This window comes from Pseudomonas sp. CROZ-RG-20F-R04-15, from assembly GCF_022662375.1.
In the GTDB taxonomy this organism is placed as follows: Bacteria; Pseudomonadota; Gammaproteobacteria; order Pseudomonadales; family Pseudomonadaceae; genus Aquipseudomonas.
In genome coordinates, this window is the sequence record NZ_JAKNQL010000031.1 from 20,440 (window position 1) to 45,789 (window position 25,350).

The following is a 25,350-nucleotide window of genomic DNA, read 5'->3' on the forward strand; positions in this document are numbered from 1 at the left end:
AAAATGCTAAGACGCATTTGTCATAATTATTTCATCCTTGATGCACCTGCGTTATATCGATTTGCCACCACTCGTCTGCATCCTTCTCCATTCGTGCCCTTGAAAGCAAGTGCCAGCTGTTTCAGATCATTTACGTCCACACATTGCAATTTCCCGTCGCTGTCTATACTCGCCAGTGAATGGAGTTAGCTGATGACGCCCGACTGCACCCGCAGCAAGGCCCGGCGATTCAAGTTCGTAGTCTGATGCAGCCGCTCCCTTGCCGCAGGCGAAAGCCGGCGGGATAACAAGAACGATAAGGGGAACCCGCAATGATGCGACATCCACACGTCTGGATGGGCCTCCTGTTGTGGTCGATTTTCAGTCCGGCGCACGCCGCATGGACTGTGAATATGGCGCCTGGAGCGACTGAAATCAGTCACGCAGTATTCGACCTGCACATGACCATTTTCTGGATCTGTGTGGTGATCGGGATCATCGTCTTCGGCGCCATGTTCTGGTCGATGATGGTGCACCGCCGTTCTACCGGGCAGGTCGCCGCAAAATTCCACGAAAGCACCACCGTCGAAATTCTCTGGACCGTCGTACCGTTCCTGATTCTGGTGGCGATGGCCGTGCCGGCGACCGCCACCCTGATCAAGATGTACGACACCAGTGAGCCGGATATCGATATCCAGATCACCGGTTACCAGTGGAAGTGGCACTACAAATACCTGGGCCAGGACGTCGAGTTCTTCAGCAACCTGGCCACCCCCGCCGAACAGATCCACAACAAGGAAACCAAGGGTGAGCATTACTTGCTCGAGGTCGACAAGCCGTTGGTGCTGCCGACCGGGGCCAAGGTGCGCTTCCTCGTCACGTCCGCCGACGTTATTCACTCGTGGTGGGTGCCGGCCTTCGCGGTAAAACGCGATGCGATCCCGGGGTTCGTCAACGAGGCGTGGACGCGCATCGACAAGCCCGGCATTTACCGTGGCCAGTGCGCCGAACTGTGCGGCAAGGATCACGGTTTCATGCCGATCGTGGTCGAGGTCAAGGACAAGGCCGACTACGACAAGTGGCTCGCCGAGCGCAAAGCCGAGGCCGCGCAGCTCAAAGAGCTGACCAGCAAAGACTGGACTCTCGATGAACTCAAGGAGCGCGGCGACAAGATCTATCACACCACCTGCGTGTCCTGTCACCAGGCCGAAGGTCAGGGGCTGCCGCCGATGTTCCCGGCACTCAAGGGCTCGGAACTGATCATGAAAGGCAGCAAGGCCGATCACCTGCATCGCGTGGTCTTCGGTAAACCGGGTACCGCCATGGCGGCGTTCGGCAAGCAGCTGTCGGAAGTCGATATCGCAGCGGTCGTGACTTACGAACGTAACGCCTGGGGCAACAACAAGGGCGACATGGTCACGCCAAAAGAAGTGCTGGAGATGAAACAGGCGGGGGACAAATGAGCCGCCCTATTGCATCTACCCGCCACGGTTCGCGGCTCGGTGCCGCGAACCACCTTGCCTGTTCACGTAAAGGAGACCGGCCATGAGCGCTGTAATCGATGACCACGGTCATGCCGACCACGCCCACGGCCCCGCCAAAGGCCTGATGCGCTGGGTGCTGACCACCAACCACAAGGACATCGGCACGCTGTACCTGTGGTTTGCGTTTTCCATGTTCCTGCTCGGCGGTACGTTCGCGATGGTGATTCGCGCCGAACTGTTCCAGCCCGGCTTGCAGATCGTCGAGCCGGCGTTCTTCAACCAGATGACCACCATGCACGGTCTGGTGATGGTCTTCGGTGCGGTGATGCCGGCCTTCGTCGGCCTCGCCAACTGGATGATCCCGTTGATGATCGGCGCGCCGGACATGGCCTTGCCCCGGATGAACAACTTCAGCTTCTGGCTGTTGCCGGCGGCGTTCCTGATCCTCGTGTCGACCCTGTTCACCCCCGGTGGCGGGCCGAACTTCGGCTGGACGTTCTATGCGCCGCTGTCGACGACGTATGCACCGGAAAGCGTGACCTTCTTCATCTTCGCCATCCACTTGATGGGCATCAGTTCGATCATGGGCGCGATCAACGTGATCGCCACCATCCTCAATCTGCGCGCGCCCGGCATGACGCTGATGAAAATGCCGCTGTTCGTCTGGACCTGGCTGATCACTGCGTTTCTGCTGATCGCGGTAATGCCGGTGCTGGCCGGGTGCGTGACGATGATGCTGATGGACATCCACTTCGGCACCAGCTTCTTCAGTGCTGCCGGTGGCGGTGACCCGGTGCTGTTCCAGCATGTGTTCTGGTTCTTCGGCCACCCCGAGGTGTACATCATGATCCTGCCGGCCTTCGGCGCCGTCAGCTCGATCATCCCGACCTTCTCGCGCAAGCCGCTGTTCGGCTACACCTCGATGGTCTACGCGACGGCGAGCATCGCCTTCCTGTCGTTCATTGTCTGGGCGCACCACATGTTCGTGGTCGGCATTCCGCTGGTGGGCGAGCTGTTCTTCATGTACGCCACGCTACTGATCGCGGTACCGACCGGGGTGAAGGTGTTCAACTGGGCCAGCACCATGTGGCAAGGCTCGCTGACCTTCGAGACGCCGATGCTGTTTGCCGTGGCGTTCGTGATCCTGTTCTCCATCGGCGGTTTCTCCGGGCTGATGCTGGCCATCGCCCCGGCGGACTTCCAGTATCAGGACACCTATTTTGTGGTCGCGCACTTCCACTACGTGCTGGTGCCGGGGGCGATCTTCGGGATCTTCGCCTCGACCTACTACTGGCTGCCGAAATGGACCGGCCACATGTACGACGAAACCCTCGGCAAGCTGCATTTCTGGCTGTCGTTCGTCGGCATGAACCTGACCTTTTTCCCGATGCATTTCGTGGGGTTGGCGGGGATGCCGCGACGGATTCCGGACTACAACCTGCAGTTCGCCGACTTCAACATGGTCTCGTCGATCGGCGCGTTCATGTTCGGCACCACGCAGATTTTCTTCCTGTTCATCGTGATCAAGACCATTCGCGGCGGCCCGCCAGCACCGGCCAAGCCTTGGGATGGTGCGGAAGGTCTGGAGTGGAGCGTGCCGTCACCGGCGCCGTATCACACCTTCACCACACCGCCGGAAGTGAAATGAACACAGATCTCCCTGTGGGAGCGAGCCTGCTCGCGAAGAACGATGGCGCGGTTCACCTGATGCACCGAGTTGTCTGCTTCGCGAGCAGGCTCGCTCCCACAAGGGATCTGATGAGAGGCATGAACCATGGCTGACTCGATCTCGATGAAAAAACTCGTCACCCGCCTGCTCGGCGTGGTGGTGGCGATGTTTGTTTTCGGCTTTGCCCTGGTGCCGATCTACGACGTGATGTGCAAAGCCTTCGGCATCAATGGCAAGACCGCCGGGCAGTACGAGGGTGAGCAAGTGGTCGACACCTCGCGCCAGGTGCGCGTGCAGTTTCTGTCGACCAACAACGTCGACATGCCGTGGGACTTCTACCCCAAACATGACGAACTCACTGCCAACCCCGGCGCGGTCAACGAGATGATCTTCATCGCGCGCAATCCCACCGACAAACCCATGAGTGCGCAAGCCGTGCCGAGTATCGCGCCGAGCAACGCGGCGGCGTATTTCCACAAGACCGAATGCTTTTGTTTTACCCAGCAGATGCTGCAGCCCGGTCAGCAGATCGAGATGCCGGTGCGCTTCATTGTTGACCGCGACATGCCCAAGGATGTGAAGCACCTGACGCTGTCCTACACGCTGTTCGATATCACCGCCCGACATCCGCCAGTGGCTGTAAACACTGGCGGTTGAGCGTGCCCGATAAGGAGAACAATAAATGGCAACTCATGAGCATTATTACGTTCCGCCGCAAAGCAAATGGCCGATCATCGCGACCTTCGGCATGGCCATCACCGTGTACGGCCTCGCCACCTGGTTCAACGATCTGAAGGCAGCGCGCCCGGAATCCCACGGCCCCTACATCTTTTTCGTCGGCGGCCTGTTACTCGCCTACATGCTGTTCGGCTGGTTCGGGGCGGTGATCAAGGAAAGCCGCGCGGGGCTCTACAGTTCGCAGCTGGATCGCTCGTTCCGCTGGGGCATGAGTTGGTTCATCTTCTCCGAGGTGATGTTCTTCGTCGCCTTCTTCGGTGCGCTGTTTTACGTGCGCCATGTCTCCGGGCCGGCCCTCGGTGGCGAAGGCCCCAAAGGCATCGCCCACATGCTCTGGCCGAATTTCCAGTTCACCTGGCCGCTGCTGCATACGCCGGACCCGAAACTGTTCCCGCCGCCGAAAGAAGTCATCAGCCCGTGGGGCCTGCCGCTGATCAACACGATTCTGCTGGTCAGCTCCAGCGTGACCATCACCATCGCCCACCATGCCTTGAAGAAGGGCCATCGCGGCGCACTGAAAATCTGGCTGGCGATCACCGTACTGCTCGGCTGCGCGTTTCTCGGTTTCCAGGCCGAGGAATACATGCACGCTTACCACGAGCTGGGGCTGACCCTCGGTTCGGGCATTTATGGCGCGACGTTCTTCATGCTCACCGGGTTCCACGGCGCCCACGTGACCATCGGCACGATCATTTTGTTTGTGATGCTGATGCGGATCATGAAGGGCCATTTCGACAACGAGCACCAGTTCGGCTTCGAAGCGGCGAGCTGGTACTGGCACTTCGTCGACGTGGTGTGGATCGGCCTGTTTATCTTCGTTTATGTGCTCTGAGGACCAGAGCTACCAAGGCGCATGCGACACCAGTTGGCCGCTGTAAAAGCCCCAGGCGATCAAGCCGACGGTGGCGGCGGCCAATGCCACCCGAACACTCAAGGCGATGACCAGGCGATTGGAACTGCTGTCGTCCTTGACCAGGAAAAACAGGCCGCTGAACAGGCTGATCACCGTGGCAATCAGCATCAGGACGATCGCTGTTTTGAGCATGGGAAGAACTCCGGGGGACAGGCGATGCAATTGAGTATAGCGATCGCAACGACTGACTTTGTGGCCCAGCCATGAAGCGCTTTCGTCCGGGCGTGATACCGACCGTGGTGGTGGCGTTGTTGCTGCCGCTGCTGGTGGCGCTGGGCTTCTGGCAACTGAGCCGGGGCGCCGAGAAAACCGCACTGCTCGCCAGCTACGCCGAACGCCGCGCCGCCGAGCCGATGGCCAGTAGCGAGCTGCTCAATAGCACCGATCCGGCCTATCGCCGCGTGCACCTGCACGGCCAGTTCGATGCCACGCACAGTCTGCTGCTGGATAACCGCCAACGTAACGGCAAGGTCGGCGTCGAGTTGCTGCAACCGTTTCAGGATCAACGCACCGGCCAATGGCTGCTGGTCAATCGCGGCTGGTTGCCGTGGCCGGATCGCCGCGTGCCACCGCAATTCACTACGCCCACGGATGCGTTGAATGTCGATGCCTGGGTCTACGTCGCCCCCGGCGCGACCTTCCAGTTACACGCCGATCCGGTCAGCAGCACCTGGCCGCAAACCATCACCGCCGTCGAACCCGCCAAGCTGTGGAAAACCCTTGAGCGTGACGGCTTCGCCTACGAATTACGCGCCGAACCCGGCCCGGCCAGCTACGAGGCCGATTGGCCGGTGATCGCCATGGGCCCGGAAAAACACCTCGGTTACGCCGTGCAGTGGTTCGCCATGGCCACCGCCCTGCTCGGCCTCTATGTCTATTTGGGCTTGCACAACGCAAAGGAGAAACACCATGGGAACGGCCATGAATCCACCCAGCATGTCTGAGGCGAAACCTGCCGCCACCCGCCGGCGCAGTGGCCGCATTCAGTTGCTGCTGATTGTGCTCGGCGTGATCGGCCCGATGGTGCTCGCCACCGGCATGTACAAATTGCAGTTCTGGGTGCCCGACGGACGCAGTTATCACGGCGAACTGATCGGCAACGGCCAGACCCGCGCCGACCTTGGCGTGCAGGCCGACGAAGAGCGCTGGCAGATGTTGGTCACCGCGCCGAAAGATTGCGCGGTGGATTGCCAGCAACTGGTGTATCTGGCGCGGCAGATCCAGATCGGTCTCGGTCGTGACGCCGGCCGCGCCAGCCATGCCCTCGCCGCAGCGCAACCGCTGAGCAGCGATTACGAGGCCAAGCTGAGCCGTGAATATCCACAGCTGCAACGCTACCCGCTGGACGCCACGACGTTCAGCAAAACGACTGGCGACAAAGCCACGCCGCAACTGTGGATCATCGACCCGCACGGCAACCTCGTGCTGCGTTACGAGCCGAATGTGAAAGGCAAGGATCTGCTCAACGACCTGCGTCATCTGCTGAAACTGTCGAACATCGGATAAGGGCATCGTCATGGCCAAACCTGGATTTCGCCTCGCGCTGTTTGCCACCCTGCTGGCCCTGATTGTGGTGCTGCTCGGCGCCTATACGCGCCTGACCCACGCCGGCCTCGGCTGTCCGGACTGGCCGGGCTGCTACGGGTTTATCAGCGTGCCGAAAAGCGAAGCCCAACTGGCTCATGCCGAACTGCATTACCCGGACTCGCCCGTGGTGGCGCACAAGGGCTGGAACGAGATGATCCACCGCTACTTTGCCGGCACCCTCGGTATGCTGATTTCGATTCTCGCCGGGCGCGCGTGGGTCAACCGGCGTCATCCGGGGCAGCCGTTGAAGCTGCCGCTGTTTCTGCTGGCGGTGGTGTTTGCGCAAGCGGCGTTCGGCATGTGGACGGTGACGCTCAAGCTCTGGCCGCAAGTGGTCACCGGGCATTTGCTCGGCGGTTTTGCGACGTTGAGTCTGCTGTTTTTGCTGACGTTGCGATTGTCCGGGGTGTTGCCGGCGCTGACCGTGCCCAAGCGTTTGCAGTATTGGGCGACGGCGGGACTGTTGCTGGTGATCGGCCAGATCGCCCTCGGTGGCTGGGTCAGTTCCAACTACGCGGCGGTAGCCTGCATCGACTTCCCGACCTGCCACGGGCAATGGCTGCCACCGGCAGATTTCGCCAATGGATTTCACCTGACTCAACACATCGGCCCGAATTACCTGGGCGGACAACTCGACAGTGATGCACGTACGGCGATTCACCTGACTCATCGCATCGGCGCGTTGTTGGTGACCCTGGTGTTGCTCGGTTTGGCGTGGCAACTGAAAGTGGTCGGCATGACGCGGTTGGCCGGTCTGGTGCTAGTCGCCCTCGCCGCACAAATCACCCTCGGCATCAGCAACGTGCTGTTCCATCTGCCGCTGCCGGTGGCGGTCGCGCATAACGCTGGCGGTGCCGCGCTGTTGCTGACGATGGTGCTGGTCAACTATCACGCGCGCACCAGTCTGGTTCGGGTCAAGCAACCGGTGCTCGCACGCTGGCGTCTGAGCCCGCGCAAACACTCGGCCGCGCCCATCACAATAAAAGGAGAAACGCCGTGGCGATTCTGATAGGCGAACGTCCGCATCAGGCGATCTGGCGTGATTATCTGGAACTGACCAAACCGAAAGTCGTGGTGCTGATGCTGATCACCTCGCTGGTCGGCATGTTTCTGGCGACTCGTGCCGGGGTACCGTGGACAGTGCTGGTGTTCGGCAATCTGGGGATTGCGCTGTGTGCCGGCGGCGCGGCGGCGGTCAATCATGTGGTGGATCGGCGCATCGATGCGGTGATGGCGCGCACGCACAAGCGGCCGCTCGCTGAAGGACGTGTTTCGCCGGCGGCGGCACTGACCTTTGCGCTGGTGCTGGCGCTGCTCGGTCAGGCCTTGTTGCTGACCTTCACCAATCCGCTGACCGCTTGGCTGACCTTGGCCTCGCTGCTCGGTTATGCGGTGATCTACACCGGTTTCCTCAAACGCGCGACGCCGCAGAACATCGTCATCGGCGGCCTCGCCGGCGCCGCACCACCGCTGCTCGGCTGGACGGCTGCAACCGGCCACGTCAGCGCCGAACCGTTGCTGCTGGTGCTGATCATCTTCGCCTGGACGCCGCCGCACTTCTGGGCGCTGGCGATTCATCGCAAAGAGGAATACGCCAAGGCCGACATCCCGATGCTGCCGGTCACCCACGGCGAGCACTACACCAAAGTGCACATTCTGCTCTACACCTTTGCGCTGCTGGCGGTAAGTCTGCTGCCGTACGTGATCCACATGAGCGGTGTGCTCTACCTGATTTGCGCGCTCGGCCTCGGCGCAAGGTTTCTGCAATGGGCCGTGGTGCTGTACCGTGGCACTCGGCCGCACGCGGCGATCAACACCTTCAAGTACTCTATCTGGTACTTGTTCCTGCTGTTCATCGCCCTGCTCGTAGACCACTACTTACTGTTGAACCTATGACTCGAACCCAGAAAACCGTCTTCATCCTCGTCGCCGTGATCGCGCTGATCCTCGGCCTGACCGTCAACAAAGTGCTGAGCGGCAAGGGCCAGGGCGACCCGACTGCGCTGATCGACGCCGGCATCATCCTGCTGCCGCAGAGCCGTAATCTGCCGGACGTGACGATGACCGATCAGGACGGTAAACCGGTGGCTATCAATGAGTTGAAGGGTAAGTGGAGTCTGTTGTTCTTCGGCTACACCTTCTGCCCGGACATTTGCCCGACTACGCTTGCACAGCTGCGGCAGATCAAGAGTGAACTGCCCAAGGACGCTGTGGACAAGTTGCAGATCGTGCTGGTCAGCGTTGACCCGAACCGCGATAACCCGAAGCAGTTGAAGCAGTATCTGGGCTATTTTGATCCGCAGTTCATTGGCTTGACGCCGACTTCGATTGAAGAGCTGCAGAAGGTCGCGAATGCGGTGAGTATTCCGTTTATTCCGGCGGATACGAGCAAGCCGAATTACACCGTTGACCATAGCGGTAATCTGGCGGTGATCGGGCCGGACGGGACGCAGCGTGGGTTTATTCGGGCGCCGTTGAACAACGCCAAACTGGTGGCGCAATTGCCGGTGATGCTTAACCGTAAGTGACAGTTTAAAAGCCAAGAGCCCCTCACCCTAACCCTCTCCCGGAGGGAGAGGGGACTGATTGGGGAATATTGGGAAGCCACACCGAATTGAACGTCCTGCATTGAATCCATAATCGCCAAGGTCGTTCAGGTTGATGTGCTGTGCCGAATCCATAATCGACTGGATCTTTCAGGTCGATGCATAGCGCCAGACACCTCGGTCGGCCCCCTCTCCCTCCGGGAGAGGGCTGGGGTGAGGGGCAGCTTCACAGCAGGTCTAAAGCCAAACACCAGACACAAAAAAGGGGACGCTCATGGCGTCCCCTTTTCATTGCAGCCAGCCCAATCAGAACGCCGGCAATACCGCGCCTTTGTACTTCTCGGTAATGAATTTCTTCACTTCCGGGCTGTGCAGCGCAGCAGCGAGTTTCTGCATCGCGTCGCTGTCCTTGTTGTCCGGGCGGGACACAAGGATGTTCACGTATGGCGAATCGTTGCCTTCGATCACCAGCGCATCCTTGGACGGATCGAGCTTGGCTTCCAGCGCGTAGTTGGTGTTGATCAGCGCCAAATCAACCTGGGTCAGCACGCGCGGGATGGTCGCGGCTTCCAGTTCACGGATCTTCAGGTCTTTCGGGTTGGTCGCGATGTCTTTGACGGTCGACAGGATGTTGGTCGGATCCTTCAGCGTGATCACGCCAGCCTTGGCCAGCAGCAACAGGGCACGGCCGCCATTGGTGGCGTCGTTCGGAATCACCACATTGGCGCCGCTTGGCAGATCATTGATGTTCTTCAGTTTGCTCGAGTAAGCGCCCAGCGGCTCCAGGTGCACCCCGGTCACAGCGACCAGATTGGTGCCCTTGGCCTTGTTGAACTCATCGAGATACGGCTGATGCTGGAAGAAGTTGGCGTCCAGACGCTTTTCCGCGACCTGTACGTTCGGCTGAATGTAGTCAGTGAAGACCTTGACCTTCAGATCCACGCCTTCTTTGGCCAGTGCCGGCTTCACGAACTCGAGAATTTCTGCGTGCGGCACCGGAGTGGCGGCCACGGTCAGGGTTTCGGCGTGGGCCGAGAATGCCGCAACGGCAGCGAAAGCAGCGATCAGTTTTTTCATTCAGCTAACTCCTTATGAGGCGCCCGTCTGGCGCCTGCCAGCGAATGGCCGGCTCATCTCTTGATTACAAAACCGCTTATTTGCGGGAGAAATGCACGACCAGTCGATCACCGACCATCTGCAGCACTTGCACCAGAATCAGCAGCAACACCACGGTGACGATCATTACGTCAGTCTGGAAACGCTGGTAACCGAAACGGATCGCCAGATCCCCCAGACCACCGGCGCCAACCACACCGGCCATCGCCGTGTAGGACACCAGTGTAATCGCCGTCACCGTAATCGCCGCGAAGATGCCCGGACGGGCTTCCGGCAGCAAGGCGTTGATGATGATCTGCCGCGTGGTCGCACCCATCGACTGGGTCGCTTCGATGATGCCGCGATCGACTTCACGCAACGCCGTTTCCACCAGACGCGCGAAGAACGGCGTGGCGCCGACTACCAATGGCGGAATCGCACCGGCCACGCCCAGCGACGTGCCAGTGATCAACACGGTGAACGGGATCATCACGATCAACAGAATAATGAACGGCAGCGAACGCAGGATGTTCACCGCCAGCGACATGAACGCGTAGAGGCCACGGCTTTCCAGCAACTGACGCGGGCTGCAGAGGAACAGCAACACGCCCAGCGGCAGGCCGAGCAACACGGTGAACAGCAGCGACCCGCCGAGCATCAGCATGGTGTCGCCGGTGGCCAGCCAGATTTCGTACCAGTCGATATTGGTGAAGAAACTGATCAGGTCTTCCATTAGCGCAATACCTCCATGTGAACGTCAGCGGCGGTGAAGCGGGCGAACGCCGCTTCCATGTCGCCACCGGTGACGGCGAGGGTCAATTGCCCGTAAGGAATGTCTTTGATGCGGTCGATGCGACCGGCGAGGATGCTGTAGTCGACGCCGGTTTCCCGGGCGACAGTACCGAGCAACGGCGCGTAGGTCGCTTCGCCCTGGAAGGTCAGACGCACGATGCGACCCGGCACGTGAGCGAAGTCATCACGCTGCTCGCTTTCGTCGATCTGCTCGCTTTCCTGGACGAAACGCTTGGTGGTCGGGTGCTTTGGATGCAGGAACACATCGGCCACCGAACCTTGCTCGACGATCACGCCAGCGTCCATCACCGCCACTTGATCACAGACGCGACGGATCACATCCATCTCGTGGGTGATCAGAACGATGGTCAGTTTCAGCTCGCGGTTGATCTCGGCCAGCAGTTGCAGGACCGACGCGGTGGTCTGCGGGTCGAGGGCACTGGTGGCCTCGTCGCACAGCAGAATCTTTGGCTTGGTCGCCAGGGCACGGGCGATGCCGACGCGCTGCTTCTGGCCACCGGACAATTGCGCCGGGTACTTCCTGGCGTGGTCGGACAGACCGACCCGCGCCAGCAACTCGGCAACACGCTGGTCGATGTCGCTGCCCGAGAGTTCGCCGGCCAGGGTCAGCGGCAACGCAACGTTGTCGGCCACGGTCTTGGAGGCAAGCAGGTTGAAGTGCTGGAAGATCATCCCGACTTGCTGGCGGAAACGGCGCAGGCCGTTGGCGTCCAGCGCGGTGACCTCTTCGCCGTCGACGATGATCTTGCCGCCACTGGAGTCTTCCAGGCGATTGATCAGACGCAGCAGGGTACTTTTGCCCGCGCCGGAATGGCCAATCAGGCCGAACACCTGCCCGTTCTCGATAGAGAGACTGGTCGGGTGCAGCGCGGGAATGTCCTTACCGGCGACGCGGTAAGTCTTGTGGACGTTTTGAAACTCGATCACGTAGCGAACCTTGTGGGGCGCGTTAGAAAAGGATCAGCGGTTAGCCGGGCGCGCATTTTAGCCTGTCCGTATAGAGGTTCTTAGCATTTATTTCGCAATTAACCTTCGATTTGGCAATAACAAGATCAAAGGTCATAAAAAAGGAACGTCCAAAGCAGCCCATCAGTCACTAAGTAAGCGACTTGAAAACCCTGGGTGCCGTGCCTGGGAACCACTCAAGAGTCCCCGGCAAGCATCGGGGTCAACCGAGGAGTTTACGACTGATGAGCAAGAAGCCTACGACCGATAAAAGCCAGATGGCTGGAACCGATACCGCGGATCGTGCCAACACCAACGCCAAACTCGACAGCCTGGAAAAATTCCGCTCCGATGCCACCGGCCAGGCCCTGCGCACCAATCAGGGGGTCAAGGTTGCCGACAACCAGAACACCCTGAAGGCCGGGCCGCGCGGGCCGTCGCTGCTTGAAGACTTCATCATGCGCGAGAAGATCACGCATTTTGACCATGAACGGATTCCGGAGCGCATCGTTCACGCGCGCGGCACTGGCGCGCATGGTTTCTTTCAGGCTTACGAGAACCATTCGACGCTGACCAAGGCGGGTTTCCTACAGGATCCGGGCAAGAAGACGCCGGTTTTCGTGCGCTTTTCCACGGTGCAGGGGCCGCGTGGTTCCGGCGATACCGTACGTGACGTGCGCGGTTTCGCGGTGAAGTTCTTTACCGATGAAGGCAACTTCGACCTGGTTGGCAACAACATGCCGGTGTTCTTCATTCAGGACGCGATCAAATTTCCCGACTTCGTCCACGCGGTGAAACCTGAGCCGCACAATGAAATCCCTACCGGCGGTTCGGCCCACGACACCTTCTGGGACTTCGTGTCTTTAGTGCCGGAATCGGCGCACATGGTCATCTGGGCGATGTCCGATCGGGCGATCCCGAAAAGCCTGCGCAGTATGCAGGGCTTCGGCGTGCACACCTTCCGGTTGATCAACGCTGAAGGCAAATCGCGCTTCGTCAAATTCCACTGGCGCCCTACCGCAGGCACATGCTCGCTAGTGTGGGATGAGGCACAGAAGCTCGCCGGCAAAGACACCGACTACCACCGTCGCGACCTCTGGGAAGCGATCGAGATGGGCGACTATCCGGAGTGGGAACTCGGTGTACAGATCATCGAGGAGGAGAACGAGCACGACTTCGATTTCGACATCCTCGATCCGACCAAGCTGATCCCCGAAGAAATCGTGCCGATCACACCGCTGGGCAAGATGACCCTGAACCGCAACCCGGACAACTTCTTTGCCGAGACCGAGCAGGTCGCGTTCTGCCCTGGCCACATCGTGCCGGGCATCGACTTCTCCAATGATCCGCTGCTGCAAGGTCGGCTGTTTTCCTACACCGACACGCAGATCAGCCGACTCGGCGGGCCGAATTTTCACGAGCTGCCGATCAACCGCCCGGTGGCGCCGTTCCACAACGGCCAGCGCGACGCGCAGCACCGCACAGTGATCGACAAGGGTCGTGCGTCCTACGAGCCGAACTCGATCGATGGCGGCTGGCCGAAAGAGACGCCGCCGGCTGCGCAGGATGGTGGTTTCGAAAGTTATCCGGAGCGCATCGACGCCAACAAGATCCGTCAGCGCAGCGAGTCGTTCAGCGATCACTTCTCTCAGGCTACGTTGTTCTTCAACAGCATGAGCGATCACGAGAAGGAGCACATCATTGCCGCTTACAGCTTCGAGCTGGGCAAGGTTGAACGGGAGTTCATCCGCGCGCGGGAGGTGAACGAGATTCTCGCCAACATCGATCTGGAACTGGCCAAGCGTGTGGCGGCCAATCTGGGGTTGCCGGCGCCGAGCAAAGGCACGGTCGATGTGCGCAAGGTGTCGTTCGATCACTCGCCGGCGTTGAGCCAGGCGAATCTTTTGCCGGAAAACATCAAAACGCGAAAAGTGGCAATTCTTGCCGCTAACGGCGTCGATGGTGCGGCGATTGATGCGATGAAGAAGGCATTGGCGGCTGAGGGTGCGCATGCCAAGTTGCTCGGCCCAACTTCAGCGCCGGTGAAGACCGCTGACGGCAAAATGTTGCCAGTGGATGCTTCGATGGAAGGCATGCCATCGGTGATTTTTGACGCGGTGTTCGTGCCGGGTGGCGCGGCGTCGGTGAAGGCATTGAGCGGTGATGGCGTGGCGTTGCATTACCTGCTGGAGGCGTACAAGCATTTGAAGGCGATTGCGTTGCACGGGGAGGCCAAGCAATTGCAGGATCTGCTGAAACTGGAGGCGGATGCTGGATTGCTGCAAGGCAAGGATGTGCCGGCGTTGACCAAACCATTCTTTGCGGCGATCGGGCAGCATCGGGTTTGGGCGCGGGAGCCTAAGTCGAAGGCCATTCCAGCTTAAGATCTTCGTTGGTTGAAAGGACGCTTTCGCGAGCAAGCTCGCTCCCACAAGGGATCTCTAGTGAACACAGATTTTGTGTCAGACCGAGATCAAATGTGGGAGCGAGCTTGCTCGCGAAGCTTTTAGGGTTTACGCGGACTCAAGACCATTTGTGCAGGCACGGTACGCACGATCTGCTTCTTAATCTGCAGATCAAAATCCGGGTTCAGTTTCTTCACCCGCTTGGTCAGCAGAGTCGCCAACCATGGATAGTCATTGGTCCGTGGCGCCTGAATGGTCACCGCACACTCATAATTCACCACATCAGCAGCGATCGCATCCAGTTGACGACGAAGTTTGCGACTATCGGTGATATTCAACGCAACCGTGGTGCTCTCGGCAGTCGGATCGATCACCTTGGCTTTCGGCTTGGCTTCGGCGGCCAGCAATGCGGCTTCAGCCTTTTCCAGCTCAGCCTTGCGCGCTTCAGTGATGGCGCCATTGACGCCACCGGTCAGCGCCGGCGCTTTCGGCATCAATGCGCGGGCACGGCTCAACGCGGTGGCGGCGGCATTCACATCACCTTTCTGCAGCACGATCTGGCTGCGACGCAGATACGCTTCGGCCAGCTGCCGCTGGTATTGCTCAAGGGATTGATCATTGGGAGTTTCTTTCTGCAAAGCAGCCAATTGATCTTCGGCAGTGGCCAGTTCGCTGCTGGCCAGACTTTGCTCCAGCTGTGCGATGGCCGTAGCCCGCGCATCGGGGACTTCGGCCACCGGCGGCGTGCTTTGGCAGGCGCCCAGCAGCACTGAAAATGCGACAAGGAGCAGATAACGGGAGGCGAACGGCTTCATTCCTGCGACTCTCTATTTGCGCAAAAAGCGGCCAAGTCTACACCCCACGACGGGGCAGAACAAAACTCAGAAGAAACAGTGCGGCCGCCGTCACAACGATTGACGGCCCCGCCGGGGTGTCCTTGAACCACGACAACGCCAGACCGCCACACACGGCGAGCATGCCCAGCAGGCTCGCGCCTACCGCCATCTGCTCCGGCGAGCGGGCGTGACGCTGTGCCGCAGCCGCCGGGATGATCAACAGTGAAGTAATCAGCAACACACCGACGATTTTCATCGCCACCGCGATCACCACCGCGATCAACAGCATCAGCGCCATACGCAGGCCAGCGACCGGCAGGCCTTCGACTTTGGCCAACTCTTCGTGCACGGTAATCGCCAGCAATGGCCGCCACAACGTCACCAGCAACACCAACACCGCCGCGCTGCCGCCGAGGATCCACGCCAGATCGGTCGGGCTGATCGCCAGCAGGTCGCCGAACAGATAGGCCATCAGGTCGATCCGCACTTCATGCATGAAGCTTAGTACCACCAGGCCGAGAGAGAGCGTGCTCGGTGCGAGAATTCCCAACAGCGTGTCAGACGCCAGCGGTTGGCGCTGTTGTAAGGTTACCAAGAGCACCGCCAGCAGCAGGCAGCCTACGGTGACCGCGACGGTCGGGCTGACATCCAGCAAAAAGCCCAAAGCCACACCGAGCAACGCGGCATGGGACAGGGTGTCGCCGAAATAGGCCATGCGCCGCCAGACCACAAACGAACCCAGCGGACCTGCAACGATCGCCAGCGCCAGACCTGCAAGCAGGGCATACAACAGAAAATCAGCCATGCTTGCAGTTGTCTCCGTGAACGTGAGGTTGGCCAATAACCGGCCCTTTGACCACCGAACCGTGCAGGTCGTGAGCGTGATCGTGATGGTGGTGATAGACCGCCAGGCTCTGCGCGTTCTTGCCGAACAACTCGACAAACGCCGGATCGCCGCTGACCTGCTCGGGATGCCCGGAGCAGCAGACGTGACGGTTGAGGCAGACCACCTGGTCGGTGGTGCTCATCACCAGATGCAAATCGTGGGACACCATCAATACGCCGCAACCATGGCGATCGCGCAGACGCGTGATCAGGCTGTACAGCTCGGCCTGGCCGGCGACGTCGACGCCTTGCACCGGCTCGTCGAGCACCAGCAATTCCGGCTCGCGCAGCAGCGCCCGAGCGAGCAGTACGCGCTGCATTTCACCGCCGGAAACGCTTTGCACCGGGCTGTCGATAACATGTTCGGCGCCGACCTCTTTCAATGCCGCCAGCGCACGCGGACGATCGACGCCCGGCACCAGGCGCAGAAAGCGCAGCACCGACAACGGCAAGGTCGGATCAACGTGGAGTTTTTGCGGCATATAGCCGACACGCAACTTCGGCTTGCGCCAGACACTGCCGCTGTTAGGTTTCAACAGCCCAAGCACGGCGCGCACCAGCGTGGTCTTGCCGGCGCCGTTGGGTCCGATCAGGGTGACGATCTGCCCCGGCTCGACGCTCAGCTCGATGTTGTCCAGCACGGTCTGCCCGGCAAACGTGACGGCGACCTGTTCCAGACGGATCAGCGCATTGCTCATCAAGCCCCCTGGCAACCGGAGCACAGGCCGACGACTTCGACGGTCTGCGCTTCGACGATGAAACCGACGTCTTTGGCGCTGTTGATGATCGCGTCGCTGATTACTTTTTGCTCAAGTTCGATGGCGGCGTGGCAATCGCGGCAGATCAGGAACTGGCCCTGATGGGCGTGCTCCGGGTGTACACAGCCAACGAAGGCGTTGAGCGAGGAGATGCGGTGCACCAGGCCGTTTTCCAGCAGGAAATCCAGCGCGCGGTACACCGTCGGCGGCGCGGCGCGGCGGCCGTCCTGCTCGCTCAGCACCGCGAGAATATCGTAGGCGCCCAGCGGCTTGTGGCTTTGCCACACCAATTCCAGCACCCGGCGGCGCAACGCGGTCAGGCGCAAGCCTTTCTGGGCGCACAAGGTATCGGCCTCGGACAAAGCGCTGTGCACGCAATGAGAGTGGTCGTGGGGACGGCTGGCAATCGGTGTAATAGGCATGGGCGGCGACGAGTTTTGATAGAGACGTTATTATGTTACCCGTTCTCGCCTCCTTGAGTGGTCATCGTGTCCCGACTTTTTTCTGTTTTTGTGGCTTTTGTCGCCAGTTTTCTGCTGATCGGTTCGGCTCAGGCCGAGGTCAAAGTCCTCACCAGCATCAAACCGTTGCAGCTGATTGCAGCGGCCGTGCAGGACGGTGTGGCGATTCCCGAAGTGCTGCTGCCGCCGGGTGCCTCGCCACACAATTACGCCTTGCGCCCGTCCGACGTACGGAAGGTGCAATCAGTGGATCTGCTCTACTGGATCGGCCCGGACATGGAAGGTTTCCTGCCGCGAGTGCTGAACGGTCGTACGCTGCCGAGCGTGGCGGTGCAGGATCTGCCGGGGATGAAGTTGCGGCGTTTCGCTGAGGACAGCCACTCCCACGCCGAAGACGGCGACGAGCATGATCACGATCACCGTCCGGGTACGCTGGATGCGCATTTGTGGCTATCGCCGGTGAATGCGCGGGTGATCGCCGACAAGATGGCCGCTGACCTCAGCGCCGCCGATCCGGCCAACGCCGAGCGTTATCAGAGCAATGCCAAGGCGTTTGATGAGCGTCTGGATGCATTGGATCAGCGCTTGAGAAAGCGTCTGGCCAGCGTTGAAGGCAAGCCTTACTTCGTCTTTCACGAGGCGTTTGATTACTTTGAAGAGGCTTATGGCCTGAAGCACACCGGCGTGTTCAGCGTGGCAGCCGAAGTGCAGCCGGGCGCCCAACATGTCGCGGCGATGCGCAAGCGATTGCAGGAAGTGGGCAAGACGTGTGTGTTCAGCGAGCCGCCGTTGCGCCCGCGTCTGGCCGAGACTTTGGTGGCCGGGCTGCCGGTGAAACTGGCTGAGCTGGACGCGTTGGGCGGGTACACCCCGGCGACGGCTCAGGGCTATGAGCAGGTGCTGGAGAAGTTGGGTAACGATTTGGCCGGGTGCCTGGAATCGTTGTAACAACTCAAACCCTGTGGGAGCGAGCTTGCTCCCACAGGTTCGTGTTGGCTTCTAGAATTAAACTCAGAGGGCGAAAGGCAACGGTGTGTGCACCTGCTGCCGCTGCGCCAAGCGCTGCTCGAATTCCTGCGGATCGTGAATCAACACGTCCTGCCCGGCGAACTGCTCCGCCGCGATCAACCGCGACAGCCAGAACCGCACACACGCCACACGCAGCATCGTCGGCCACAAATCGGCCTCAGCAGCCGTAAATGGCCGCAGCGCCGCATAGGCGCCGAGAAACGCGCGGGCTCGCGGTCCATCGATCAAACCGTCGTCGTCGGAGCACCAGTCGTTCAGGGCAATCGCCACGTCATACAGCATCGGCCCCGAGCAGGCGTTGTAGAAGTCGATCAGCCCGGTCAGGTGCGTGCCTTCGAACATCGCGTTATCGCGAAACAGATCCGCATGAATGTTCGCCCGAGGCAGCGCGAGGATCTTCTCTTTGCGCTCGGTGATTTCATCCAGCGCCTTTTGCAGCAACGCGCGCGGTTCATCGCTCAGGTGCGAGAGCAACTCGTTGCCCTCCTCCAGCATCCATTCCAGACCACGATCGGTCTTGCGCTTGATCATGTGCTCGCCCTGGGTTGCCAGATGCAGATGCGCCTGCAACTCGCCGACCTGCGCGCAATGCTGAGCATTGGCGACCTTGATGTGCTTGCCGGACAAGCGCGGTTGCAGCAGCGCCGGTTTACCTTTCAGCTCACGCAGCGCTACGCCGTCGGTGGTGCGCAGTGCGTACGGAACGGGCAGATTGGCTTCGTGCAGCACGTCGAGCAGCTCGATGAAGAACGGCATCTCCTGCACCGGACCGCGCTCAACCAGGGTCAGGACGAACTCGCCCTGCTCCAGGCTGATAAAGAAATTGGTGTTTTCGCTGCCGGCGGCGATCCCCTGGAAATCAAGCAGACGGCCAAGCCCGTAAGGGGCGAGAAAGGTTTCCAGCTCGGGCCGAGCCAGGGGAGTGAACACAGACATGGTTAAAAACTGCTCAGTTCAGGCGTCGCGCTCAGGCGACGCCGATTAAAAGTCGGGAAACTTACTTCCAGGTAAAGATTTCCCACGACGGAATCAACATATCCGGCTGGTCGGAGCGAATGTAGTTCGCGTCCGTACCATCGGCGCGCACCAGGAAATACGGTTTGCCACCCTTTGGCGTGACCTTGATCGCGTAGACGAAGCCACTGCGACTGTATTCCTGGATGACCTTGTCGCCTTCCGTGTGCGTGTTAATGGTAACTTCCGGCTCCTTTGACGACGCATCATCCGCCGCCATCGCGGCCAACGGTGAGGCAGCAATCAGACCGACCAGCAGCAAGCGATTTAACGTACGCATGATAACCTTGTCCCTTTGTCGTCAACGGTCCCGCTATTCTAGCGCCGGACCCGCCGAAAAGGTTGATCCTGCTCATGAGCCAAGCCCCCCTCGTCCTGGTGGACGGTTCGTCTTACCTGTACCGCGCGTTTCACGCGCTGCCACCACTGACCACCTCCAAAGGCCTGCCGACCGGTGCGGTCAAAGGCGTGCTGAACATGCTCAAGAGTCTGCGCAAGCAGTACCCGGACAGCCCGTTCGCTGTGGTATTCGACGCCAAGGGCGGGACATTTCGCGACGAGATGTACGCCGAATACAAAGCCAATCGCCCAAGCATGCCCGACGACATGCGCGTGCAGATCGAGCCCCTGCACCAGAGCGTGATCGCCCTCGGCTTCCCGCTGCTGTGCGTCGAAGGCGTCGAGGCCGACGACGTCATCGGCACTCTCGCCCGCAGCAGCGCGGCGGCGGATCGCCCGGTGGTGATCTCCACCGGCGACAAGGACATGGCGCAACTGGTCGATGGCCACATTACCTTGGTCAACACCATGTCCGGTAGTTCGATGGACGTGGAAGGCGTGAAGGAGAAATTCGGCGTCGCACCGGAGCAGATCATCGATTATCTGGCGCTGATGGGCGATTCGTCCGACAACATTCCGGGCGTTCCGGGCATCGGCCCGAAAACCGCGTCCGGCCTGCTGGTCGGGGTCAACGGCGGCCTCACCGAGCTGTACGCCAATCTCGACATCGTCCCGACCCTGCCGATTCGCGGCGCGAAAACCCTGCCGGCCAAGCTCGAAGAGCACAAGGAGATGGCGTTCCTCTCCTATCAACTGGCGACCATCAAGGTCGACGTGCCGCTGGACGTTGAACTCGATGATTTGCAGATGGGCGCGGAAGACCCGGCCAAGCTCTACGAGCTGTACTCCCTGCTGGAATTCAAAAGCTGGATCAACGATCTGGATCGCGACGCCAAGCGTCTGGAACTGAGCGCTACTGCCGAGCCAGCGCCGGCCGGCGATCTGTTCAACGCGCCAGATATCGAAACTCCGGCTGCTCCGACCGAAGCGGCGTACGAGACGATCCTCGATCAGGCACGTTTTGATGTCTGGCTGGAAAAGTTGATTAACGCCAAACTGTTCGCCTTCGACACCGAAACCACCGGCATCGACGCGCAGCAGGCGCAACTGGTCGGTCTGTCGTTCGCCGTGCAGGCCAACGAAGCCGCGTACATCCCGCTGACCCACTCCTACATCGGCGTGCCGGAGCAGCTGGATCGCGACACCGTGCTGCGCGCGCTCAAACCGATTCTGGAAGACCCGAGCAAACTCAAGGTCGGCCAGCACGCCAAGTTCGACATGAACATCCTGGCCAACTGCGCCATCGGTGGCGACCAGAACAACGGCATCACCGTGCGCGGCATCGCCTTCGACACGATGCTTGAGTCTTACGTGCTCAACTCCACCGCCACCCGCCACGACATGGACAGCCTCGCGCAGAAGTACCTGGATCACACCACCGTGAGCTTCCAGGACATCGCCGGCAAAGGCGCCAAGCAGCTGACCTTCGACCAGATCGCCTTGGAACAGGCCGGGCCGTACGCCGCTGAAGACGCTGATATCACCCTGCGTCTGCACCAGACGCTGTTCGAAAAACTCAGCGCAATCCCGAGTCTGGCCAGCGTTTTGACCGACATCGAGATTCCGCTGGTGCCGGTACTGGCGCGCATCGAACGCCAAGGCGCATACGTCGACGCGGCGCTGCTGGGCGTGCAGAGCATCGAACTGGGCGACAAGATGGTCGCGCTGGAGCGCGAAGCCTTTGAAATCGCCGGGGAAGAATTCAACCTTGGCTCGCCGAAGCAACTGGGCGTGATTCTCTACGAGAAACTCGGCCTGCCGGTGCTGAAGAAGACCGCCAAGGGTCAGCCGTCCACTGCTGAAGAAGTGTTGGCGAAGCTCGCTGAAGACGATCACCGCTTGCCGAAGGTGCTGATGGAGCACCGGTCGATGAGCAAGCTGAAAAGCACTTACACCGATCGCCTGCCGGAGCAGATCAACCCGCGTACCGGGCGTATTCACACCTCGTATCACCAGGCTGTGGCGTCGACCGGTCGCTTGTCCTCGAGTGATCCGAACCTGCAGAACATCCCGGTGCGAACCGCTGAAGGTCGCCGTATCCGCCAGGCGTTCGTTGCGCCGAAGGGTTACAAACTGCTGGCAGCGGACTATTCGCAAATCGAACTGCGGATCATGGCGCACCTGTCAAAGGACGAAGGCCTGATGAACGCCTTCCGCAACAATCTGGACGTGCACACTGCCACCGCTGCCGAAGTGTTCAAAGTCGAACTCAACGAGGTGACTTCCGACCAGCGCCGCAGCGCCAAGGCGATCAACTTCGGTCTGATCTACGGAATGGGGGCGCAGAAGCTCGGCAAGGACATTGGCGTCGATACCAAGACTGCCAAGGCTTACATCGACACCTACTTCGCCCGCTATCCGGGGGTTCGCGAGTACATGGACCGCACCCGCGCGCAGGCGGCGGATCAGGGTTATGTCGAGACGTTCTTCGGTCGTCGCCTGTACCTGCCGGAAATCAACTCGAACAAGCCGCAGGAACGCGCTGCCGCCGAGCGCACGGCGATCAACGCGCCGATGCAGGGCACGGCCGCCGACATCATCAAGAAGGCCATGGTGGCGGTGGATAACTGGCTGGCGACGTCCGGACTCGACGCCAAAGTCATCCTGCAGGTGCACGATGAACTGGTGCTGGAGGTTCGTGAGGATCTGGTCGAACAGGTCAGTGCCGAGATCCGCGTGCACATGAGCGAAGCGGCGAAACTGGATGTGCCGCTGCTGGTCGAAGTGGGTGTGGGCAACAATTGGGATGAGGCTCACTGAGCCTTTTGAACACGGTTTGCCGCGACCTGATGTCGCGGCAACGCCAGTAAAACCTGCTTATTTCGAAAAGCGCTTGGGATTATTCCAAAGCTTTTTGAAAAAAATCTGAACTAATCTGGAAGGACACCACTCAGAGATACTGAATGGCTGGTGAAGCCCTTCGATGCTCCTATGTTGTGTTAAGTGTTGGCAGATATCTGAACCCCGCCCTAGCGGTTCGGAACTTAAACCCCGGAACTTCTCCCTCCCCAATGAAGTCCGGGGCTTTTTTTGCCCCAAAACTGGCTGTGATGCCGTCATGCTGCGTTAAAAGCACCGCTAAAAATGCTCATTTAGGTACCCTAAACTCCGCTTTTTAGCGGTGCTTTTGCCTTGCCTGACAGCACCACAGACAGTTTTGAAATTGTCTTACTCGGCTACCACCTCGGCGCCTTTGTCTGCGAGTTCCATCCAGCCGGCCAGTACAGTGTAGGCCTCTTCCAGGCCCATGCGTTTTGGTGCGGAGAAGAGCTGGATGGTGACCAGATCACCCCAACCCTTACGAATTTCCGACTGCACTTTGAGCAGGGTGTTCTTGGCTGCGCCGTAAGTCAGCTTGTCGGCCTTGGTCAGCAGGATATGCATCGGCATGCCGGCGGCAACAGCCCAGTCGAGCATCAGCAAGTCGAAGTCGGTCATTGGATGACGGATGTCCATCATCAGAATCAAACCCTTCAAACTCTCGCGGCCACCGAGATAAGCCTCAAGGTGACGCTGCCAGTGCATCTTCAGCGGGATCGGTACTTTTGCGTAACCGTAGCCCGGCAGGTCGACCAGACGGCGATCTTCGTCTAGCTTGAAGAAGTTCAACAGCTGTGTGCGACCCGGAGTTTTCGAGGTTCGCGCCAGGCTGGCGTGAGTCAAAGTGTTCAGCGCGCTGGATTTGCCGGCGTTGGAACGACCGGCAAACGCTACTTCGAAGCCTTCGTCGTCAGGGCATTGATCGACTTTGGCGGCACTGAGCATGAACGTGGACTGTTGGCACAGGCCGAGGATGGGATTCTTGAGTTGCATGGGATTTCCGATGTGGGCGGCGCCGGGATTGGGCGCGGAACGCGGTGTCGCTTCCGTTTCAGTGACGCCAGTATATAATGCCGCAGATTTTGTGTGTGCTTTGTCCCAGCGAAGGATGAAGTTCACGAGAGCGACAGACTTTGATTGCGCATTAGAACGCAGAACGCTCTCAACCCTGAAAAGGTCGTTTTATGACGAAATGGCTGCTGGCTGCCGGAGTCTTGATGCCGCTTTACAGCGCACAGGCTACACAGGATCCGGAAGCTGTGTACAACCGTGTTTGTGGTGCCTGTCATTCCGGCCAACTACCCATGGCGCCCGAAAGAGGCGATCAGGAAGCTTGGACGCCGAGGTTGGCGAAAGGTATGGGGACGCTGGTGCAACACGTGACCCAGGGTTTCAAGGCGATGCCGCCGCGTGGTTTGTGCATGGACTGCAGTGCCGAGGATTACCAAGCCATCATCCTTTGGATGAGCGAGTAAACCCGGTCCATAACTTAACCCTTAGCCGTAGTTGGATTAGCTGATGAACAAATTGATCGTGAGTCTGCTGTTGACCGTGGGAATCTCAGGCTTCGCCCATGCTGCCGGCGATGCCGCAGCGGGCCAGGCAAAAGCCGCCGTTTGCGGAGCCTGCCATGGCCCGGACGGCAACAGCATGGCGCCAAACTTTCCGAAACTGGCCGGTCAAGGTGAACGCTACCTGACCAAGCAGTTGCACGACATCAAGTCGGGCAAACGCACCGTTCTGGAAATGACCGGGCTGCTGACCAACCTGAGCGATCAGGATCTGGCCGACATCGCCGCTTACTTCGCCAGCCAGAAAGGCAGCGTCGGCGCCGCCGATCCGAAGATCGTCGCTCGCGGTGAAGCGCTGTTCCGTGGCGGCAATCTGGCCAAGGGCCTGCCCGCCTGCACCGGTTGCCACTCGCCGAACGGCGCCGGCAACGCCGCTGCCGGCTTCCCGCACCTGGGCGGCCAACACGCTCAATACATCGCCAAACAGCTGACCGATTTCCGCAAGGAAGAAGGTGGCCGCAACAACGACGGCGACACCATGACCATGCAGACCATCGCCAAACGCTTGAGCGACGAAGACATCGCAGCGGTCTCCAGCTACATTCAAGGCCTGCACTAAGGCCCGCGGACCGAGCCGTGCAGGGGATGGACATCTCCTGCAATGTTAACGCTCGATTAATCCGTCGCAGCAAGTATAAAAAGGGTGGCTTTGGCCGCCCTTTTTTGTGGCCGCTGCCGTTACACTACAGAACTCATGCCCGCCAGGATCTGTCTGAAAACAGGTCGCGCGAGGCGACCAAAATTGTCCAGGAGTAAAGCATGCGTAATCTGATCATCAGCGCCGCTCTCGTCGCTGCCAGCCTGTTCGGCGTTACCGCCCAAGCCGCCGAAGCCCCAGCCGCCCCTTACGTGGAACTGGCCAACCCGGTACCGGTTGCAGAGCCTGGCAAGATCGAAGTGGTCGAGCTGTTCTGGTACGGCTGCCCGCACTGCTACGCCTTTGAGCCAGTGATCAACCCATGGGTTGAAAAACTGCCATCGGACGTCAACTTCGTGCGTATTCCTGCCATGTTCGGCGGCCCGTGGGACGCTCACGGCCAGATGTTCCTGACCCTCGAAGCGATGGGCGTCGAGCACAAGGTCCACGCGGCGGTCTTCAACGCCATCCAGAAAGAACACAAGAAGCTGACCGACAAGAACGACATGGCTGACTTCCTCGCCACCCAGGGCGTGGACAAGGACAAGTTCCTCGCCACCTTCGACTCGTTCGCCATCAAAGGTCAGATCGTAAAAGCTCGCGAGCTGGCCAAGAAGTACGAAATCACTGGCGTTCCAACCATGATCGTCAACGGCAAGTACCGTTTCGACATCGGCTCTGCCGGTGGTGCCGAGCAAGCGCTGCAACTGGCTGACCAACTGGTCGCCAAAGAGCGAGCGGCAACCAAGGCTGCTGCCAACTAAGC

26 protein-coding genes are annotated in these 25,350 nt (G+C 59.9%); 15 read left to right on the top strand and 11 right to left on the bottom strand.

Annotation, left to right across the window (positions count from 1 at the left end; translation table 11 throughout):
* The first annotated feature begins 311 nt into the window (after positions 1-311).
* The 4 genes from coxB to L8H52_RS27700 all read left to right on the top strand — a co-directional run bounded on the left by coxB (position 312) and on the right by L8H52_RS27700 (position 4,702).
* Positions 312-1,442, top strand: coding sequence for a cytochrome c oxidase subunit II (coxB, locus tag L8H52_RS27685; RefSeq protein ID WP_242209710.1), 1,131 nt, complete (start codon positions 312-314; stop codon positions 1,440-1,442).
* Between the two features lie 82 nt (positions 1,443-1,524).
* The gene (ctaD, locus tag L8H52_RS27690; protein WP_242209711.1) at positions 1,525-3,111 is read left to right on the top strand and encodes a cytochrome c oxidase subunit I; all 1,587 of its coding nucleotides are present in this window, start codon (positions 1,525-1,527) and stop codon (positions 3,109-3,111) included.
* 126 nt (positions 3,112-3,237) lie between these two features.
* Complete coding sequence (locus tag L8H52_RS27695) at positions 3,238-3,789, top strand: cytochrome c oxidase assembly protein (protein ID WP_242209712.1); 552 nt, start codon at positions 3,238-3,240, stop codon at positions 3,787-3,789.
* A gap of 25 nt (positions 3,790-3,814) precedes the next feature.
* Positions 3,815-4,702, top strand: coding sequence for a cytochrome c oxidase subunit 3 (locus tag L8H52_RS27700; protein WP_242209713.1), 888 nt, complete (start codon positions 3,815-3,817; stop codon positions 4,700-4,702).
* 9 nt (positions 4,703-4,711) lie between these two features.
* Here the strand turns inward: L8H52_RS27700 and L8H52_RS27705 are convergent, their stop codons facing one another.
* Complete coding sequence (locus tag L8H52_RS27705; protein ID WP_007911731.1) at positions 4,712-4,915, bottom strand: twin transmembrane helix small protein; 204 nt, start codon at positions 4,913-4,915, stop codon at positions 4,712-4,714.
* 71 nt (positions 4,916-4,986) lie between these two features.
* On the opposite strand from L8H52_RS27705, the gene L8H52_RS27710 reads away from it, so the two are divergent.
* The 5 genes from L8H52_RS27710 to L8H52_RS27730 are packed head-to-tail and all read left to right on the top strand — an operon-like array spanning position 4,987 to position 8,898.
* On the top strand, positions 4,987-5,727 hold the full coding sequence (locus tag L8H52_RS27710; RefSeq protein ID WP_242209714.1) for an SURF1 family protein: 741 nt from the start codon (positions 4,987-4,989) through the stop codon (positions 5,725-5,727).
* A complete protein-coding gene (locus L8H52_RS27715; protein ID WP_242209715.1) occupies positions 5,693-6,289 on the top strand; it encodes a hypothetical protein in 597 nt (198 codons plus the stop codon). Before L8H52_RS27710 ends, L8H52_RS27715 begins: the two co-directional genes overlap by 35 nt.
* A 10-nt stretch (positions 6,290-6,299) precedes the next feature.
* Positions 6,300-7,379, top strand: a complete 1,080-nt coding sequence (locus tag L8H52_RS27720; RefSeq protein ID WP_242209716.1) for a COX15/CtaA family protein — start codon at positions 6,300-6,302, stop codon at positions 7,377-7,379.
* Positions 7,367-8,266, top strand: coding sequence for a heme o synthase (gene cyoE / locus L8H52_RS27725; RefSeq protein ID WP_160054517.1), 900 nt, complete (start codon positions 7,367-7,369; stop codon positions 8,264-8,266). The genes L8H52_RS27720 and cyoE overlap by 13 nt, the downstream gene beginning before the upstream one ends.
* Positions 8,263-8,898 (top strand): SCO family protein, encoded by a 636-nt coding sequence (locus tag L8H52_RS27730; RefSeq protein ID WP_008081211.1) that lies wholly within the window; start codon positions 8,263-8,265, stop codon positions 8,896-8,898. The genes cyoE and L8H52_RS27730 overlap by 4 nt, the downstream gene beginning before the upstream one ends.
* A gap of 324 nt (positions 8,899-9,222) precedes the next feature.
* On the opposite strand, the gene L8H52_RS27735 is transcribed toward L8H52_RS27730, so the two are convergent.
* The 3 genes from L8H52_RS27735 to L8H52_RS27745 all read right to left on the bottom strand — a co-directional run bounded on the left by L8H52_RS27735 (position 9,223) and on the right by L8H52_RS27745 (position 11,751).
* Positions 9,223-9,993, bottom strand: a complete 771-nt coding sequence (locus L8H52_RS27735) for a MetQ/NlpA family ABC transporter substrate-binding protein (protein WP_242209717.1) — start codon at positions 9,991-9,993, stop codon at positions 9,223-9,225.
* A 76-nt stretch (positions 9,994-10,069) separates the two neighbouring features.
* Positions 10,070-10,744, bottom strand: a complete 675-nt coding sequence (locus L8H52_RS27740; protein ID WP_242209718.1) for a methionine ABC transporter permease — start codon at positions 10,742-10,744, stop codon at positions 10,070-10,072.
* Positions 10,744-11,751, bottom strand: coding sequence for a methionine ABC transporter ATP-binding protein (locus L8H52_RS27745; RefSeq protein WP_242209719.1), 1,008 nt, complete (start codon positions 11,749-11,751; stop codon positions 10,744-10,746). Before L8H52_RS27745 ends, L8H52_RS27740 begins: the two co-directional genes overlap by 1 nt.
* 260 nt (positions 11,752-12,011) lie before the next feature.
* Between L8H52_RS27745 and katE the strand changes: the two genes are divergently transcribed.
* Positions 12,012-14,153: a catalase HPII gene (gene katE / locus L8H52_RS27750; protein WP_242209743.1), complete on the top strand. Its 2,142-nt coding sequence runs from the start codon at positions 12,012-12,014 to the stop codon at positions 14,151-14,153.
* A gap of 122 nt (positions 14,154-14,275) precedes the next feature.
* On the opposite strand, the gene L8H52_RS27755 is transcribed toward katE, so the two are convergent.
* The 4 genes from L8H52_RS27755 to L8H52_RS27770 are packed head-to-tail and all read right to left on the bottom strand — an operon-like array spanning position 14,276 to position 17,075.
* Entirely contained in the window at positions 14,276-14,989 is a 714-nt protein-coding gene (locus L8H52_RS27755; RefSeq protein WP_242209720.1) for a PA5502 family lipoprotein, read from the bottom strand.
* A gap of 37 nt (positions 14,990-15,026) precedes the next feature.
* Entirely contained in the window at positions 15,027-15,815 is a 789-nt protein-coding gene (znuB, locus tag L8H52_RS27760) for a zinc ABC transporter permease subunit ZnuB (RefSeq protein ID WP_242209721.1), read from the bottom strand.
* Positions 15,808-16,593, bottom strand: coding sequence for a zinc ABC transporter ATP-binding protein ZnuC (znuC, locus tag L8H52_RS27765; protein ID WP_053125416.1), 786 nt, complete (start codon positions 16,591-16,593; stop codon positions 15,808-15,810). Before znuC ends, znuB begins: the two co-directional genes overlap by 8 nt.
* Positions 16,593-17,075, bottom strand: a complete 483-nt coding sequence (locus L8H52_RS27770) for a Fur family transcriptional regulator (protein WP_007911760.1) — start codon at positions 17,073-17,075, stop codon at positions 16,593-16,595. Before L8H52_RS27770 ends, znuC begins: the two co-directional genes overlap by 1 nt.
* A gap of 66 nt (positions 17,076-17,141) precedes the next feature.
* Here L8H52_RS27770 and L8H52_RS27775 point away from each other — a divergent pair, with 66 nt between their 5' ends.
* A complete protein-coding gene (locus L8H52_RS27775) occupies positions 17,142-18,062 on the top strand; it encodes a zinc ABC transporter substrate-binding protein (protein ID WP_242209722.1) in 921 nt (306 codons plus the stop codon).
* Positions 18,063-18,125: 63 nt separating this feature from the next.
* On the opposite strand, the gene L8H52_RS27780 is transcribed toward L8H52_RS27775, so the two are convergent.
* Together L8H52_RS27780 and L8H52_RS27785 are read right to left on the bottom strand one after the other, a co-directional pair.
* Positions 18,126-19,079, bottom strand: a complete 954-nt coding sequence (locus tag L8H52_RS27780; protein ID WP_242209723.1) for a homoserine kinase — start codon at positions 19,077-19,079, stop codon at positions 18,126-18,128.
* Positions 19,080-19,140: 61 nt separating this feature from the next.
* Positions 19,141-19,437, bottom strand: coding sequence for a DUF2782 domain-containing protein (locus L8H52_RS27785; RefSeq protein WP_137218422.1), 297 nt, complete (start codon positions 19,435-19,437; stop codon positions 19,141-19,143).
* Between the two features lie 74 nt (positions 19,438-19,511).
* On the opposite strand from L8H52_RS27785, the gene polA reads away from it, so the two are divergent.
* The gene (gene polA / locus L8H52_RS27790; protein ID WP_242209724.1) at positions 19,512-22,316 is read left to right on the top strand and encodes a DNA polymerase I; all 2,805 of its coding nucleotides are present in this window, start codon (positions 19,512-19,514) and stop codon (positions 22,314-22,316) included.
* A gap of 408 nt (positions 22,317-22,724) precedes the next feature.
* Here polA and yihA read toward each other — a convergent pair whose 3' ends face one another.
* A complete protein-coding gene (gene yihA, locus L8H52_RS27795) occupies positions 22,725-23,369 on the bottom strand; it encodes a ribosome biogenesis GTP-binding protein YihA/YsxC (protein ID WP_242209725.1) in 645 nt (214 codons plus the stop codon).
* Positions 23,370-23,560: 191 nt separating this feature from the next.
* On the opposite strand from yihA, the gene L8H52_RS27800 reads away from it, so the two are divergent.
* The 3 genes from L8H52_RS27800 (at position 23,561) to L8H52_RS27810 (ending at position 25,348) form a co-directional block, all read left to right on the top strand.
* Positions 23,561-23,851, top strand: a complete 291-nt coding sequence (locus tag L8H52_RS27800; protein WP_016986444.1) for a c-type cytochrome — start codon at positions 23,561-23,563, stop codon at positions 23,849-23,851.
* A gap of 43 nt (positions 23,852-23,894) precedes the next feature.
* A complete protein-coding gene (locus L8H52_RS27805; protein ID WP_016986443.1) occupies positions 23,895-24,506 on the top strand; it encodes a c-type cytochrome in 612 nt (203 codons plus the stop codon).
* Positions 24,507-24,706: 200 nt separating this feature from the next.
* Positions 24,707-25,348 (top strand): thiol:disulfide interchange protein DsbA/DsbL, encoded by a 642-nt coding sequence (locus L8H52_RS27810; protein WP_034152237.1) that lies wholly within the window; start codon positions 24,707-24,709, stop codon positions 25,346-25,348.
* Positions 25,349-25,350 lie beyond the last annotated feature (2 nt).

What these genes read in the sequence shown, in the direction of transcription:
- coxB (WP_242209710.1), top strand. Translation starts at nt 312, where the DNA reads ATGATGCGACATCCACACGTCTGGATGGGCCTCCTGTTGTGGTCGATT.
- polA (WP_242209724.1), top strand. Translation starts at nt 19,512, where the DNA reads ATGAGCCAAGCCCCCCTCGTCCTGGTGGACGGTTCGTCTTACCTGTAC.
- ctaD (WP_242209711.1), top strand. Translation starts at nt 1,525, where the DNA reads ATGAGCGCTGTAATCGATGACCACGGTCATGCCGACCACGCCCACGGC.
- L8H52_RS27755 (WP_242209720.1), bottom strand. Translation starts at nt 14,989, where the DNA reads ATGAAGCCGTTCGCCTCCCGTTATCTGCTCCTTGTCGCATTTTCAGTG.
- L8H52_RS27700 (WP_242209713.1), top strand. Translation starts at nt 3,815, where the DNA reads ATGGCAACTCATGAGCATTATTACGTTCCGCCGCAAAGCAAATGGCCG.
- L8H52_RS27715 (WP_242209715.1), top strand. Translation starts at nt 5,693, where the DNA reads ATGGGAACGGCCATGAATCCACCCAGCATGTCTGAGGCGAAACCTGCC.
- znuC (WP_053125416.1), bottom strand. Translation starts at nt 16,593, where the DNA reads ATGAGCAATGCGCTGATCCGTCTGGAACAGGTCGCCGTCACGTTTGCC.
- L8H52_RS27800 (WP_016986444.1), top strand. Translation starts at nt 23,561, where the DNA reads ATGACGAAATGGCTGCTGGCTGCCGGAGTCTTGATGCCGCTTTACAGC.
- L8H52_RS27770 (WP_007911760.1), bottom strand. Translation starts at nt 17,075, where the DNA reads ATGCCTATTACACCGATTGCCAGCCGTCCCCACGACCACTCTCATTGC.
- L8H52_RS27710 (WP_242209714.1), top strand. Translation starts at nt 4,987, where the DNA reads ATGAAGCGCTTTCGTCCGGGCGTGATACCGACCGTGGTGGTGGCGTTG.
- znuB (WP_242209721.1), bottom strand. Translation starts at nt 15,815, where the DNA reads ATGGCTGATTTTCTGTTGTATGCCCTGCTTGCAGGTCTGGCGCTGGCG.
- yihA (WP_242209725.1), bottom strand. Translation starts at nt 23,369, where the DNA reads ATGCAACTCAAGAATCCCATCCTCGGCCTGTGCCAACAGTCCACGTTC.
- L8H52_RS27740 (WP_242209718.1), bottom strand. Translation starts at nt 10,744, where the DNA reads ATGGAAGACCTGATCAGTTTCTTCACCAATATCGACTGGTACGAAATC.
- L8H52_RS27720 (WP_242209716.1), top strand. Translation starts at nt 6,300, where the DNA reads ATGGCCAAACCTGGATTTCGCCTCGCGCTGTTTGCCACCCTGCTGGCC.
- L8H52_RS27780 (WP_242209723.1), bottom strand. Translation starts at nt 19,079, where the DNA reads ATGTCTGTGTTCACTCCCCTGGCTCGGCCCGAGCTGGAAACCTTTCTC.
- L8H52_RS27695 (WP_242209712.1), top strand. Translation starts at nt 3,238, where the DNA reads ATGGCTGACTCGATCTCGATGAAAAAACTCGTCACCCGCCTGCTCGGC.
- L8H52_RS27730 (WP_008081211.1), top strand. Translation starts at nt 8,263, where the DNA reads ATGACTCGAACCCAGAAAACCGTCTTCATCCTCGTCGCCGTGATCGCG.
- L8H52_RS27785 (WP_137218422.1), bottom strand. Translation starts at nt 19,437, where the DNA reads ATGCGTACGTTAAATCGCTTGCTGCTGGTCGGTCTGATTGCTGCCTCA.
- L8H52_RS27805 (WP_016986443.1), top strand. Translation starts at nt 23,895, where the DNA reads ATGAACAAATTGATCGTGAGTCTGCTGTTGACCGTGGGAATCTCAGGC.
- L8H52_RS27810 (WP_034152237.1), top strand. Translation starts at nt 24,707, where the DNA reads ATGCGTAATCTGATCATCAGCGCCGCTCTCGTCGCTGCCAGCCTGTTC.
- L8H52_RS27705 (WP_007911731.1), bottom strand. Translation starts at nt 4,915, where the DNA reads ATGCTCAAAACAGCGATCGTCCTGATGCTGATTGCCACGGTGATCAGC.
- L8H52_RS27735 (WP_242209717.1), bottom strand. Translation starts at nt 9,993, where the DNA reads ATGAAAAAACTGATCGCTGCTTTCGCTGCCGTTGCGGCATTCTCGGCC.